A 13,959-nucleotide genomic window follows, 5' to 3' on the forward strand; every position below is an offset into this window, starting at 1 on the left:
TTGAAGCCCCTTTTGGACCGCTTTTAGATTTTTTGCAGACTTTTAACGGCATCGTGTTCATGAGCGAAGCCGTCCGAAAGCAACTTTGCAGACGCTTGCATGCCATTCGTGAGGATGGTTCAGGGTTGTTGTCGCACTTCTGTACAACCGCTCGCGGCCTGCGTTTGCAGCACGAGGCCTTCGTCGAGCCAGCCGGTCACGCCGCCGATCATGATCTTCACGGGCCGGCCGAGCTGCGCCAGCCGGATTGCGCCGCGCGTCGCGCCATTGCAATGCGGGCCGGCGCAATACGTGACGAATAGTGTATCGGGCGGATATTCACGCAATTTAGATTCGGTAATCTTCCGATGCGGCAAATTGAGTGCGCCTGGAATATGGCCGTGCGCGAAATGCTTGGGGCTGCGCACGTCGAGCAGCACGAAGTCCGGGTTGCCCGATGCGAGACTGTCCGAGACGTCCCAGCAGTCGGTCTCGAAGCGTAGCGACGATTCGAAATGGGCGAGCGCCGTTGTGCTGTCGGCGGCGGGTATGGCGCTGACAGTGGAAGGTGCCATGCGTGTTCTCCTGTTGGGCGTTGAAGGTGTGTCGATTATCGGCAGTGGGCGTTCCTGCCGTAAGTGGCGCAATCGTCAATCTCCGGTAATATCGCGCCATGCAAGATCACCTTGTCGCGGCGCTCGTCTACGACCGCTTGTGCACCTTCGAATTCGGCTGCGTGACTGAGCTGTTTGCGCTCGATCGACCGGAACTGGGCGTCGAGTGGTATCGCTTTGCCGTGTGCGCCGTCGAAGCCGGTCCGATTCGCGCGGCAGGCGGGATCAGCGTCGCGGCGCCGTACACGCTCAGGATGCTGGATCGCGCGTCGACGATCGTCGTGCCCGGCTGGCGCGATCCCGATGAACGCCCGCCCGAGCCGCTGCTGAAGAAAGTTCGCGCGGCTCTCGCGCGCGGTGCACGTGTCTGTTCGATATGCTCGGGCGTGTTTGTGCTGGCGGAAGCGGGTGTACTCGACGGCAAGACGGTGACGACGCACTGGCGCTACGCGGACAAGTTGCAGCAGCGCTTTCCACAACTGCACGTGAAGCCCGATGCGCTTTACGTCGACGAAGGGCAGGTGATCACGTCGGCGGGGTCGGCGGCTGGAATCGACATGCTGCTGCATCTCGTGCGGCGCGACTATGGCAGCGCCATTGCGAATCGCGTCGCGCAGCGGCTCGTCGTGCCGCCGCATCGCGAAGGCGGACAGGCGCAGTTCGTGCCGCGGCCAATGCCGCAGGACGGCAGCGGACGGCTCGCGCGTCTGATGGATTACGTGCGGGCGAATCCCGCGCGCGAGCATACGCTGGCGTCGCTTGCAGAGCAGGCGGCGATGAGTCCTCGCACGCTGCAGCGGCAGTTCCGCGATGCGACGGGAATGGCGCCATACGAATGGCTGATTCGCGAGCGCGTGGCGATCGCGCGGGATCTGCTCGAAACGTCCGCCGGTCTGCCCGTGTCTCGCGTCGCGGAACTGGCGGGCTTTGGCTCCGAAGAATCGCTGCGCCGGCACTTCAGGCGCATTGCGCTCACGAGCCCTGGTGCGTACCGGAAGAAGTTTGGCGCGCCGGGTGTGACGTAGCCTCGATTCTCGACATGAGCGTGAAGAAAATGGCCGCGCCGATGTTGGCCGCGAACTTACTGCGCACGCGTGCTGGGATGAGAACGAAAATCCGCTGTGCCGCCGTCGTCATATAGAATGACGCGCTTTGCCCGTTCTCGCCATGTGGTTCAAGAATCTACAGCTTCATCGTCTTCCCGCTCCGTGGAAAGTGAGCGTCGAGCAAATGGAAAAGTGGCTCGCGCCACACGCGTTCCAGCCGGCCAACAGCGTCGAGACAACACGTCAGGGCTGGACGTCGCCGCGCAATAACGGCTCGCTGGTCTATTCCATCAACCAGCAGATGCTGATCACGTACCGTGCGGAGAAGAAGCTGCTGCCCGCATCCGTCGTGACGCAGGTGACGAAGGCGCGTGCGTTGGAACTCGAGGAGCAGCAGGGCTTCAAACCCGGCCGCAAGCAGATGCGCGATCTCAAGGAGCAGGTCACCGATGAATTGTTGCCCCGCGCATTCAGCATCCAGCGCGACACGCGCGTGTGGATCGATACCGTCAACGGATGGCTCGTGATCGACGCCGCGTCGCAGGCGCTGGGCGACGATGTGCTGGGGCTGCTGGTGAAATCGGTAGACCGTCTGCCGATTTCGAGCGTGCGCGTCGCGCAGGCACCTGTTGCTGCGATGACGAACTGGCTTCTTGCGGGCGAAGGGCCTGTCAATTTCACGCTGGATCAGGATACCGAGCTGCGCTCGCCTGCCGAGGGCAACGCGACGGTGCGATACGTCGGTCATGCGCTCGAGGCGGATGATATGCGCCGGCATATCGAGGCCGGCAAGCAGTGCATGCGGCTCGCGATGACGTGGAACGATCGGGTTTCCTTTGTGATGACGCCTTCGCTCACTATCAAGCGGGTGACCGCGCTCGATGTGATCAAAGAGGCAAGTGATCCCACCGCCCAGAATGACGACGAGCAGTTTGATTCTGACTTCACCTTGATGACCGGTGAGCTTGCCAAGTTGTTCGACGGTGTCGTCGACGCGCTGGGTGGGGAACTCGATGAGGGCAGCAAGGCTGCTTAAGGGGCAATTTTTTGTTTGCGACGCCACAAGGTGTTTTTTGCCGCAGGCAAATGCACCGACTGGCGTCGCAGACAAGAACAACCCTAATCAAACATGTTCCGAAACGCGACGGCAACAATAACGGGCACACACATTACAAGCGGAATGGCGAAGTAGGGCACTTCAAGATCGACATACCAGCTATACACAAGCCATGCGATGCCGGCACACAACGTGCCAATGCCAATCAGCGCGGTCAGCACGTTCAACAACGTGGGAGACGGTTTCCAGCGCGTCTTTTCTTCTTTTGGCGAAGGCGGTTTCATTGCAGCTCCGAAGCAGGACCGTTACGAGTCTTCATTCGTTCGATTCTACTCCGGCGGCATGCACATGACGGAATGCGGCCGCGCCGCACGCGACGCTATTCAAACGCCTTGTCGTTGGGGTTTTTGTACAGCGACCGCAGGTTGTCGCTCATCGGGAAGTCGAAGTTCATGTTCTTCGGCGGCACGGGCTTCATGAACCACTTGTCGTACATCGCGTCGATTTCGCCGCTCTTCATCACTTGCGCCAACGTATCGTCGACGATCTTGAGGAATGCAGGATCGCCCTTGCGCAACATGAAGCCGTAGGCTTCCGACGACTGTGGCGTGCCGACGATCACCCAGTCCGCAGGCTTCGCCGTCAGTGTGCGCGTTCCCGCGAGCAGCACGTCATCCATCATGTAGGCGGCGGCGCGCCCCGTCTCCAGCGTCATGCGGCCCTCGCCGTAGTCCTTTGCGCTGATGATCTGCATGTTCATTTTCTTCTCTTCGTTCATTTTGCGCAGGATGCGCTCCGACGTCGTCCCCTGATTCGTCACGACCGTCTTGCCGGCAAGATCCGGAAAGTCCTTGATGCCCGAGTCCTTGCGCGTAAGGAGCCGCGTCGTCGCGACGAAGAACGTGTCGCCGAACGCCACCTGATTCTGACGCGACGTGAGGTTCGTCGTTACACCGCACTCGAGATCGACCGTGCCGTTCTGCACCAGCGAAATGCGGTTCTGCGACGTCACGGGAATGAAGCGCACCTGCAAGTTCGGCTTGTGTGTCTTGACCTTCACCGCATCGATGATGCGGTTGCATAAATCCTGCGAAAAGCCGATCACCTGATTGTTCGAATCGACATACGAGAACGGCACCGAGGTCTCGCGATGACCGATTGCGATCAGATTGGCGGCCTCGATCTTGGCGAGCGTCGGCTGCGTTTCCTGCGCGGCGGCACCCGTCGTCGTTGTGAGGCAAGGCGCCGCGACGCACAAGGCGAGCGCGAGCGAAGTCAGTCGGTTCATGGCAAGTCCCCAGGTTGAATCCGTTGAGTCGTTCGAACCGGCAATGCGCGCAGTTCGTACCTTGTTCACGAATGTTGCCATGAAAAAAATAATGGCAACATATGTTTTAACCCTGGGCTTGCTGCAACGCGTCAGGTTCAGCGCGACAAGCGAGGCGAATGTACGAACTAGCGCGCGCTGACCCGACAGGAAGGCGGTCAGATAGAGGAAAGCGTCACTGCTCGAGGCCGATGACGAAAGTGCGGTGACGCGGCGCAACTTCGCCGCCCCGGTTGTCGTCGGGGTGGCGTTTGCACGCCGTTGCTTCGGCTTCCGCCTTACGGCGTTCGACGATGCGCTGTTTGACTCCGATGAGCAGGCAGAGAATCACGCACGCATCCTTTGGCTCGCCGCGTGCAATTGAATGCATCAGCAGTTGTTCGTCGGCTTGGGTGAAGGCGGCCGATATTTCCTTGAGCAGATCGGCGCAGGTGATCGGATCCTGGAGGACGACGTTGGCGCCAGCTTCCGGCGCGCGTGCGGCGAGTGCTTCAGGCCGGGGCTTATCGTCGGGATTCGAGGCCGCGGCAGCGGGTTGCGGATCATCCGGCCGATCGACGTCGCACGGCGTGTTCTGCGGTGGAGTGTGTTGCGAGTGCATGATGGGCTCCGGGTAAGCTATTACTCTGGTTCGCGCTCGGCGAGGCGCAGAAGCGTCTCGACGCGTAGTTGAATCGCCTTGACGTCGAGGCCTTCGAAATTCGTGCGGTGCTCTAACGCACAGAGATATCGACGAAGCACGCTGGGTGCGTCTCTGCGTCCCGCCAGCCGCTCGACGAGATGGATCTCGTCGACGGTGCTCCAACCGCAAGCGATTTGCCTTTTCATCGACGCCGGCTCGAACCGGCGCTTGAAATCGCTTTCGAGCGCGTCTGCCAACTGGGTCAGGATGTGATGCCTGATAGTGTCAGGCGCGGTTGCGCATTCGTCGGCCGCTTCGTGACGCGCCTTTTCGATCAGCGCTTCGACAGTAGTCCGGTTCGCGCGGGATTCCTTGAGACCCCGGTCGAGCAGCGTCGCGATGCGTCCGTAGATCGAAACCGTCTTCGAGTTCGTTGTTCGGTTCACAGCGTCGATCTGGCGCGCGTGCTCGATCAATCCCCCACGAGAAAGACGGCCGCTCGAGATAGGCCGCATCACCCCAACTCTGCAAGCACGGCAGTTCCTTCCGTTGTGGCTGTCCGGCGTCGTCGTCCCACAACGAATGCAACGGTAGATCTGGTGCATGGCTGTTCCTTACGTGGTTCGCACGGGCAGCGTGCGTAGCGTTGCGGTCGTTTTCATCGTGATCCCCTCCTTGCTTGCGAGTGGGCTATCAGTGGTGACGAGTGCGCAGGTCGTCGCGAAGAACGCAGCAGTTCAGCCCTGGATAGAGCTGGAGCTTTTCCACGATCCGCTTCCTGCAGCCGACCAGCCTGTCGCGCGGCGTTTTGGATGCGTTCGGCGAGCCCGCTGATCGCGCGTGATGGCGACCATCGTGGACACCTGCCGCGAGGCGTTGATGCAACCTGGGTTGCCCTGAACCTCATGCTGTCGAGCAAATGTTGATCGGCTAAATTTCTGGACAAACCCTCCCGGATGGGGGGGCTGTTGAGGGGGGCTCGGTCCTCCTCCTCCGGTCTTGTCGCGGGTTTGGATCCTGCCCGATCGTCGCTGCGATGGAGGCAGGCGTTGCTGACCCGAAGGCCCAGAAGCCTCTAGCCGGGGCCGGAAGAAACTTTTGGGGCGACAGGTGAATTGCGCTAAGACGGAGCTGCCGAGGCAATCGCAGCGGCACGCGAAGAGGGGCGAATGAACGTGCGTCGCTGCTGTGTCAGTACCGCGGGTTTTCGTCGAACGACGAGCCTGTGATCTTCGCAATGAAGTCGAGAAATGCCCGCACCATGGCGCTCGGCACGCAACCGCTATTCGATAGCGGCCGGCTCGTCGCCCTCTTTCCCGATTGGCCGACGAGCGATTCCCGCTCTACGCGCTCTAGCTTTCCCGGCTTTCTTTTGCCTATTTTTCTTTGCCGCGAAAAGTAGGGGCTGCCCCGCACAGGCAACACCAGCAAACCAGAAGCAAAACGCGGATGCCAGCGGAAGCAAATCGCGGATGCGAGCGAAACCAAAACCAAAGCGCCCAAAGAAGAGAAAGCACCGCGACTGCGTCGCAGAAAAAAATCAGGCAGCCGTCAACAACACGGGAATCGACTTGGAGGTCGGCGTATTACAAACATCAGCGGTGCTGGACAAAGGCACGAGCGGATTCGTCTCGGGATAATACGCGCCAAGACATCCACGCGGAATGTCATATTCAACCAGCAAAAACCCCTCAGCACGCCGCTCGATCCCATCATCCCAGATGGTCTCGATATCGACCCACTCACCAGCCTTGAAGCCGAGCATCGCGATATCAGCAGCGTTGGCAAACACAACACGACGCTGGTTATACACCCCACGATAGCGATCATCGAGCGCGTAAATCGTCGTGTTGTACTGATCGTGCGAACGCGTGGTCATCAACGTCATCGCACGCTCGCCGTGCAGCTTCTTCGCACGCTGGATCGGCGTGTCGCGCTGAATCTGATGCACGATGAAGTTCGCCTTACCCGTGCCCGTCTTCCAGTCGCGCTCGCGCGATGCAACGCGCAAATGGAAACCGCCCGGCTGTGCAATGCGCTCGTTGTAATCGTAAAAACCGTCGATCGACCATTCGATCGCATCGCGGATCTTCGCGTAATCGTTCGCGTAGCCGAGCCAGTCCACCTTCGCGCTGCCGAGCGTCGCGTGTGCAATCTGCGCGACGATGCGCGTCTCCGACACGAGATTTTCCGACGCCGGCTGGTTCATCCCATACGACACGTGCACCATGCTCATCGAGTCTTCAACCGTCACGCCCTGTGCAATGCCGTTCTGAAGATCGATTTCCGTGCGGCCGAGCGTCGGCAAGATCAGCGCTTCCTTGCCGTGCACGAGATGGCTGCGATTCAGCTTGGTCGTAATGTGCACGGTCAGATCGCACGCGCGCAGCGCCTCCCACGTGCGCGGCGTGTCCGGCGTCGCGATCGAGAAATTGCCGCCCAGTCCGATGAAGACCTTCACGTGGCCTTCGAGCATCGCTTCGATCGTTTCAACCACATCGTAGCCATGACCGCGCGGCGGCTCGAAATCAAACACCTTGCCGAGGCGGTCGAGAAACGCATCCGTCGGCTTTTCTTCAATGCCGACCGTCCGATTGCCCTGCACGTTCGAGTGGCCGCGCACCGGGCATAAACCGGCGCCGAGACGGCCGATATTGCCGCGCATCATCATCAGGTTCGACAGCATGTGCACCGTCGCCACCGAATTCTTGTGCTGCGTGATGCCCATGCCCCATGTCGAAATCACGCGCTTACCGTTCACGTAGATGCGCGCGAGATCCTCGATGTCTTCACGCGGCACACCCGCTTCTTCGACCAGCGCGGCCCAGCTCTCGGCGCGCAGATCGGCGGCGAACGCTTCGAAGTTCGCTGTGTGCGCTTCGAGAAACGCAACATCGAGCACGCGCTCGGTATTCTGTTCGACGGCGAGGTCGTCGAGTTCCAGCACGCGCTTGGCGACGCCCTTGATCAGTGCAAAGTCGCCGCCGATCTTCGGTTGTATGAAGGTCGACGCGATCTTCACGCCCGACATCGTCAGCATGTCCGTAACGTGCTGCGGGCTCGCGAAACGCTCCAGCCCGCGCTCGCGCAGCGGGTTGATCGACACGATCGCCGCGCCGCGCTTCGCGCATTCGCGCAGTTCGCCGAGCATGCGCGGGTGGTTCGTCGCGGGGTTCTGACCGAAGATCAGCAGCGTGTCGGCGTGCTCGAAGTCGTCGAGTGTCACCGTGCCCTTGCCGATCCCGACAGTCGTGGGGAGGCCGCGGCTCGTCGCCTCGTGGCACATGTTCGAGCAGTCGGGGAAGTTGTTCGTGCCGTACATGCGCACGAACAGCTGATACAGAAATGCGGCTTCGTTGCTCGCGCGGCCCGATGTGTAGAACGCGGCGCGATGCGGGCTGTCGAGACCTTTCAGATGCTTCGCGATCAGTTGATACGCGTCGTACCACGAAATGGACCTGTACTTGTCTGTGAGAGGATCGAACACCATCGGATCGGTCAGGCGGCCGTGCTGTTCGAGCGTGTAGTCGTCCTGCTTCATCAGTTCGCCGACGGTGTGCTGCGCGAAGAATGCGGGCGTCACCCGTTTGCTCGTCGCTTCCGCTGCGACCGCCTTGACGCCGTTTTCGCAGAACTCGAACGTCGATGCATGCTGGCGATCAGGCCACGCGCAACCCGGGCAGTCGAAGCCATCCGCCTGGTTCTGCTTGAACAGCGTCTTGTATTTTCCCCCCGCGACCTTTTCCTTCATCAGGTTAATCGCGACGTACTTCAATGCGCCCCATCCGGCGGCAGGCCCTGTGTATGGTTCGATGCGGCCCGGCTTGGTGGTCTTGTCCATGTGTTTGCGTGCGGTATGACGTTACGTTGATGCTAGGGTAGTGGGGAATACGCGTAGCCGGCGTGTACACAAGGTGCGAAAGAAAAAGAGTACAGTTGCGACTGTTATCCATCCAAATGTCCTGTCGCGGTGAACTGTGCTCAAAAATTGGGCGTCGTGCCCGTCGGCTGTGCGTGAGGCAAAGGCCGCGATTGAAGCTCTACGAAGAACTGGCGAAGGAGATCGAAGGGCAGATCCGGCGCGGCGTGTTCCGCCCCGGAGACCGGGTGCCGTCCGTGCGCCAGACCAGCCAGCACCGTCAGATCTCGATCACCACTGTGCTGCGCGCATATCTGATGCTGGAGAGCAAGGGCGTCATCCAAAGCCGTCCGCAGTCGGGCTACTTCGTGCGGCTCGGTGCGAACGATGCTGCGCCGCGCGTGCAGGAACTGGACGTCTCGAAGCCTATCGCGGTGTCGGCGCAGGTCGACGTGAGCCGGCTCGTGCTGTCCACGCTGCGCTCGATCGGCAGCGATGAGGCTGTGCCGCTCGGCTCGCCGTATCCCGATCCCAGTCTGTATCCGTTCCAGAAGATCAACCGTTACGCGCACGCGATCGGGCGGCGCAAGACGCAATGGGGCGTCACCGACGAACTGCCGCCCGGCAATCCCGATCTGATCCGGCAGATCGCACGGCGCTATCTGGAGAACGGTATCGCCGTCGATCCAAACGAGATCGTCGTGACGGTCGGTGCGACGGAAGCGATCAATCTATGTCTGCAGGCTGTCGCGAAGCCGGGCGACACGGTCGCCGTCGAATCGCCCACTTTCTACGCGATGCTGCACGCGATCGAGCGCATGGGCATGCGCGCGATCGAAGTGGCGACGCATCCGCGCGAAGGCATCGATGTCGGCGCGCTCGCGCAGATACTCGACAAACGCAAGGTCGCTGCGTGCATGGTGATGCCGAACTTCCAGAATCCGCTCGGTTTCCAGATGGCCGACGAAAAAAAACGCGAACTCGTGAAGCTGCTCGCGCGGCACGACGTTCCCGTGATCGAGAACGACGTGTATCACGAACTGTACTTCGGCGACGTGCATCCCGGCGCGCTGAAGAACTACGACAAAAAAGGACTCGTGCTGCATTGCGCGTCGTTCTCGAAGACGCTCACGTCCGCGTATCGAATCGGCTGGGCGATGCCGGGCCGCTACCGCGAGCAGGTTGAGAAGCTCAAGTTTCTCAACACGCTGACCACGCCGTCCATTCCTCAGCTGGCCATCGCCGAGTATCTGAAGCAGGACGGATACGAGCATCATTTGCGCAAGCTGCGAAAAGGGCTTGCGCAGCGCGCGAAACTGATGACCACGATGGTGACGCGCTTCTTTCCTGAAGGCACGCGCGTGTCGCATCCGATGGGCGGGTACGTGCTGTGGATCGAACTGCCGCCCACCGTTGACTCGATGCACCTATACAAGCTCGCGCTGGAACACGGCATCACAGTCGGGCCGGGCTATATGTTCTCGACGACCGACGGGTACAGCCATTGCATCCGCCTGAATTACAGCTACGCGTGGTCGCAGGAAATCGAGAATGCGCTGCTGACGGTCGGCAAGCTGGCGGCTGCCAGCTCGCGTCAATGAGCAGACGTGCACAGAGAATGAGGAGGAGAACCCATGAACCCCAATGATTCCGCACACGACAAGCATCGCGACGACGATGACGACGACAATGAACTCGATCCCACCGTCGAGCAGTTGTTGCAACTGCTGTGGGAAGCGGCCAGCGAATCGCCCAGCAAGCCGTGGTCGCTCGCGAAGATCAGCAAGCGCACGGAACTGCCGATGAGCACGCTGCGGCGCTATCTGACGCAGTTGCAGTCGGCGGGTGTGATCCTCGTGCAGATGGACGAGGAAGGGCGCGGCACGGCGGCGCTGACAGTCGAGGGGCGGGAACTCTGTGAGGCGCTGTTCGGCGAGCCGTGATTGCGGCCCGCTGGTTTCGGGTGCGCGTCCTGCGATGCCGCTTGCGACCATTGCGACACCGGTCCCATGATCCGCCGTAGTGTGCGTGAGTTGCCGTGATAATGAGGCGGTTCTAAAGGAACGAGCCCAGTACCTTCATCAATAATGAAGGGAACAATAGAACCAGTAATCGACACAGGTTCCAGATACGTCGTGTCGCCGAGCAGTTCGCGAGCAGCGACACAATTCCTTCGGCGTTCAGCACCCGAAAGCGCGCGCATTTTGGGCTCGCGATGCGTCTGGCGAGCGTCATGACAGAAGTCACGGCGCAAGCCAATTCTTCTCTTCGTTCTGCGATAACGCCCGCAAAGCGCGTGTCCGGTCTATCTAAAACCGCTGTCAGCTTTTTCGGCCACGCTGTCCTCAATTGATGAAAGAAAGATGTTAAGTATTCGTCATGGGTCTAGTAGGATGATGCGGAAGGTATCGTTTGAATCCGATCTGCACGAACCTCGTTCTTTCGATCTCAATTGCGATTACTACATTGACTCGCGCTCTATAAGAGCAGGCTTAGTGCTTTCCTGAAGCACTGATACAAAGACGCCGGGAACATCGTTCCAAATCATCACGGAACGTACGCATTTGTGCACCGGAGCAAGCGGAGGATACATGTCGTATCGAATCAATCGGAGAGCGTTTCTGGGCGGGGCTGCGTCGGTCATTACGTGGGCTACCTTGCCCTTTTACGCACGGGCTGCCACCACGACTAACCTGATCCGCGTCGAATGGCAGACATTTAAAACGACACCGCATTACGCGCCGTTTCTTAATGCCGTTCGAACCATGCAGGCAAATACGAACGCGGCGGACCCGAATTCCTGGCAATACTGGACCAACGTTCACGCAAATTATTGTCCGCACAAGCAGCCGTATTTTCTCGCGTGGCATCGCGGTTATCTGTATTACCTCGAACGCCAGATAAGGCTCGTTTCGGGCGACGCGGGCTTCACGCTGCCATACTGGGACTGGTTCACGAATCCACATGTGCCCGCGGAATTCACGGATCAGGCGAGCGGCAATCCGCTTTACTGTCCGCGCCTGAACACCAATGTGTATAACGCGCTCGATCTTTCACCGTGGGCGTCGACGACAGTGAATTTCCAGCGTGGCACCGTCAACTCTTTCGAAGAGAAGTTCGAGACGGCGCCGCACAACCCCGTGCACAACATCATCGGCAATTCGATGGCCACGATGCAGTCGCCTCGCGATCCGATCTTTTATCTGCATCACGCGAACGTCGACCGTCTGTGGCATGCATGGGCGCTGCCCGACGGTCGCACGATGCCAGTGCCGAGCGATCCGTACTGGTCGGGTCTGTTCACTTACGCGACGGGCCTGACGATCCTCAAAGAGCAGACCTACTCGGCACGGACGCGTCTCGGTTACGACTACGACAATGCGTCGCGTCCGACGACGATGCCTCCGCAAGCCCAGGTGGGGCGCATCATTCGCGTCCAGGCGAGCATCGGCCCGTCGCATACTCGTCCGCCAGCCGGCTCGTTCACCGCAACGGCCGCGCGCAATATCGACACAGGTGTGCGTTCGATCGGCGGCGTGAAAGCCGTCACGCTGCGCGAACAATCGACGACTGCGCGTATCACGGGCGAGGCCGCATCGACGGCGCCTGTTCAGCAACTGCTGTCCGCCACAGCTGCGCCGTACGCCGCTGCGGAGCGCGGCGATCGCTCGTCGGCAGCCTCTGTCAACGGAGCGGCAGCGGGGCAATACCGTTCGATTCGCGTCGTATTCGACGAGATCTCCTTGACGCAAGCGGGCGCGGCAGGCGGCTACTACTACAACGTGTATCTGAATCTGCCCGACAGGTTCGACACCGATACGGCGCGCCAGCAAAACCTGCTGGGCACGTTTGGCGCGTTTGAGATCGCCGGCGCGTCCCATCACGGCATGGTCATGCTCGAGTATCCCGCGACGGCTTCGTTGCTGAAAACGGGCAACGGCGCATCGCGCGACTACTATGTGACGCTCGAACGGGTCAACGGGCCGAATGCACCCCGAGGTGCCGTCATCAACGTCGGCGAGATTCGGGTCGAACTGTCCACTGAGCCGGCGTACATCGTGTCTCCCGCACGCAGCCGCGCGCCGACGGACGTCCCGTATTGATGTGACGCACACGCACACGCGGAATACGTCGGTCCAATGTTCTGTGGACCGACGCGCGACATCCTGCAAATCACACATCCAAACCAGGGGGTTCGGCGCATGCGCCGCAAGCCCTGGCAATCGCTCGCCTTGGAGATCGTGGAGGCCACACCAATGTCCCGCAGGCTAAGACCTTCGAATGATGTTCTCGCTTATCCGCGCGACGACGCGATGCGGCTGCGACGAACCGAAACAACGCACCCCGTGAGCGGAATAACGAAACGGGCGGCGCGACGCATGAAAGAGCAGATGAAGGCTTTATTGCCGGATCTGATTTTTCTGTCGCTATTGCATCGCAAGCTGGTGGGCCGCTACCCCAATCTCCGACAGCCGCGCACGTTCAACGAACGTATTCTCGTGCGCAGTCTGAAGCCCGATCCGCGCTACGCCGCACTGACAGACAAGATCGCTGTGCGCGATTACGTCACGCGCACGCTCGGCGAGTCGTTTTTGATTCCGCTGATCGGGGTCCCCAGCAAATTCACGCGCGACGTTTTCGAGTCTTTGCCGCAATCGTTCGTCATGAAGGCAAACCACGGCAGCACGTTCGTCGAGATCGTGCGCGACAAGTCGAAGGTGAGTTACGAACATCTGAAAAGGCTCGCAGACCGCTGGCTCGCAACGGAGTTCTACCATGTGTCGCGCGAGCGCCACTACCGGGAAATCCAGCCGAGACTGTTCTTCGAAAAACTGCTGCTCGACAGTTCGGGCCAGGTGCCCGCCGATTACAAGGTGCATGTGTTCCGCCGCAAGGGTATGCGTCCCGTGATGTACATCGTGCAGATTTCCGACCGCTTCGGCCCTTTTCCGCGTGGCAATGTGTACGACGTCGACTGGAATTATCTCGACATCACGATCGGCGAGTATGCGCGCAGCGCGACACCCGAGCCGCCGCCGCCCAATCTGTCCGAGATCCTCGAAGCAGCGGACAAGCTCTCGCGCGATTTCGATTACGTGCGCGTCGATCTCTATGCGCCGGACAATGCACTGTTTTTTGGCGAGCTGACTTTCACACCCGGCGCGGGCGTCGTGCCGATGTTTCCCGATGAGGTCGACTTCGAATGGGGCGGACTCATCGATGCATCGTCGTAGCTGTTTTTGGCAACGAATGGGTATTGCCTGAAGAGCGTGCGCGACCTTGTGTCGGGCTGACGGCGCTCGCGCCGATGGTTCTGGCGGCCGTTCTCATGCCGATGCAGGGCATTGAAACGGCCGATATACGGCGGGTCTCTCTCTTGCGTGAAGGCCAAGCGGTACAGCTGCCACGCGCGAAGCGCAGGAACGGCGTATGCGGGCCAATCGCCGCGCATAGG

Annotated in this window: 12 protein-coding genes; 6 read left to right on the forward strand and 6 right to left on the reverse strand. The window is 60.3% G+C overall.

The window, feature by feature from the left end; all coding sequences use genetic code 11:
* Positions 1 to 119: 119 nt before the first annotated feature.
* Positions 120 to 554 (reverse strand): rhodanese-like domain-containing protein, encoded by a 435-nt coding sequence (locus BPHY_RS23785; protein ID WP_012404014.1) that lies wholly within the window; start codon positions 552 to 554, stop codon positions 120 to 122.
* 98 nt (positions 555 to 652) lie between these two features.
* Between BPHY_RS23785 and ftrA the strand changes: the two genes are divergently transcribed.
* Positions 653 to 1,618, forward strand: a complete 966-nt coding sequence (gene ftrA, locus BPHY_RS23790; protein ID WP_012404015.1) for a transcriptional regulator FtrA — start codon at positions 653 to 655, stop codon at positions 1,616 to 1,618.
* A gap of 142 nt (positions 1,619 to 1,760) precedes the next feature.
* On the forward strand, positions 1,761 to 2,675 hold the full coding sequence (locus BPHY_RS23795; RefSeq protein ID WP_012404016.1) for a recombination-associated protein RdgC: 915 nt from the start codon (positions 1,761 to 1,763) through the stop codon (positions 2,673 to 2,675).
* A gap of 83 nt (positions 2,676 to 2,758) precedes the next feature.
* Here the strand turns inward: BPHY_RS23795 and BPHY_RS23800 are convergent, their stop codons facing one another.
* The 5 genes from BPHY_RS23800 to BPHY_RS23820 form a co-directional block, all read right to left on the reverse strand.
* Positions 2,759 to 2,980 (reverse strand): hypothetical protein, encoded by a 222-nt coding sequence (locus BPHY_RS23800; protein WP_012404017.1) that lies wholly within the window; start codon positions 2,978 to 2,980, stop codon positions 2,759 to 2,761.
* 95 nt (positions 2,981 to 3,075) lie between these two features.
* Positions 3,076 to 3,984 (reverse strand): glutamate/aspartate ABC transporter substrate-binding protein, encoded by a 909-nt coding sequence (locus tag BPHY_RS23805; RefSeq protein ID WP_012404018.1) that lies wholly within the window; start codon positions 3,982 to 3,984, stop codon positions 3,076 to 3,078.
* 214 nt (positions 3,985 to 4,198) lie between these two features.
* On the reverse strand, positions 4,199 to 4,624 hold the full coding sequence (locus BPHY_RS23810) for a hypothetical protein (protein ID WP_012404019.1): 426 nt from the start codon (positions 4,622 to 4,624) through the stop codon (positions 4,199 to 4,201).
* 20 nt (positions 4,625 to 4,644) lie between these two features.
* Complete coding sequence (locus BPHY_RS23815) at positions 4,645 to 5,091, reverse strand: hypothetical protein (RefSeq protein WP_157686681.1); 447 nt, start codon at positions 5,089 to 5,091, stop codon at positions 4,645 to 4,647.
* 1,094 nt (positions 5,092 to 6,185) lie between these two features.
* Positions 6,186 to 8,486: an FdhF/YdeP family oxidoreductase gene (locus tag BPHY_RS23820; protein ID WP_012404021.1), complete on the reverse strand. Its 2,301-nt coding sequence runs from the start codon at positions 8,484 to 8,486 to the stop codon at positions 6,186 to 6,188.
* 191 nt (positions 8,487 to 8,677) lie between these two features.
* Between BPHY_RS23820 and BPHY_RS23825 the strand changes: the two genes are divergently transcribed.
* The 4 genes from BPHY_RS23825 to BPHY_RS23840 all read left to right on the forward strand — a co-directional run bounded on the left by BPHY_RS23825 (position 8,678) and on the right by BPHY_RS23840 (position 13,738).
* Entirely contained in the window at positions 8,678 to 10,105 is a 1,428-nt protein-coding gene (locus BPHY_RS23825; protein ID WP_012404022.1) for an aminotransferase-like domain-containing protein, read from the forward strand.
* A gap of 33 nt (positions 10,106 to 10,138) precedes the next feature.
* Positions 10,139 to 10,447 (forward strand): helix-turn-helix domain-containing protein, encoded by a 309-nt coding sequence (locus BPHY_RS23830; protein ID WP_012404023.1) that lies wholly within the window; start codon positions 10,139 to 10,141, stop codon positions 10,445 to 10,447.
* 648 nt (positions 10,448 to 11,095) lie between these two features.
* The gene (locus tag BPHY_RS23835; protein WP_012404024.1) at positions 11,096 to 12,607 is read left to right on the forward strand and encodes a tyrosinase family protein; all 1,512 of its coding nucleotides are present in this window, start codon (positions 11,096 to 11,098) and stop codon (positions 12,605 to 12,607) included.
* 99 nt (positions 12,608 to 12,706) lie between these two features.
* The gene (locus BPHY_RS23840; RefSeq protein WP_012404025.1) at positions 12,707 to 13,738 is read left to right on the forward strand and encodes an ATP-grasp fold amidoligase family protein; all 1,032 of its coding nucleotides are present in this window, start codon (positions 12,707 to 12,709) and stop codon (positions 13,736 to 13,738) included.
* Positions 13,739 to 13,959 lie beyond the last annotated feature (221 nt).

The organism is Paraburkholderia phymatum STM815, assembly GCF_000020045.1.
Classification (GTDB): Bacteria; Pseudomonadota; Gammaproteobacteria; order Burkholderiales; family Burkholderiaceae; genus Paraburkholderia; species Paraburkholderia phymatum.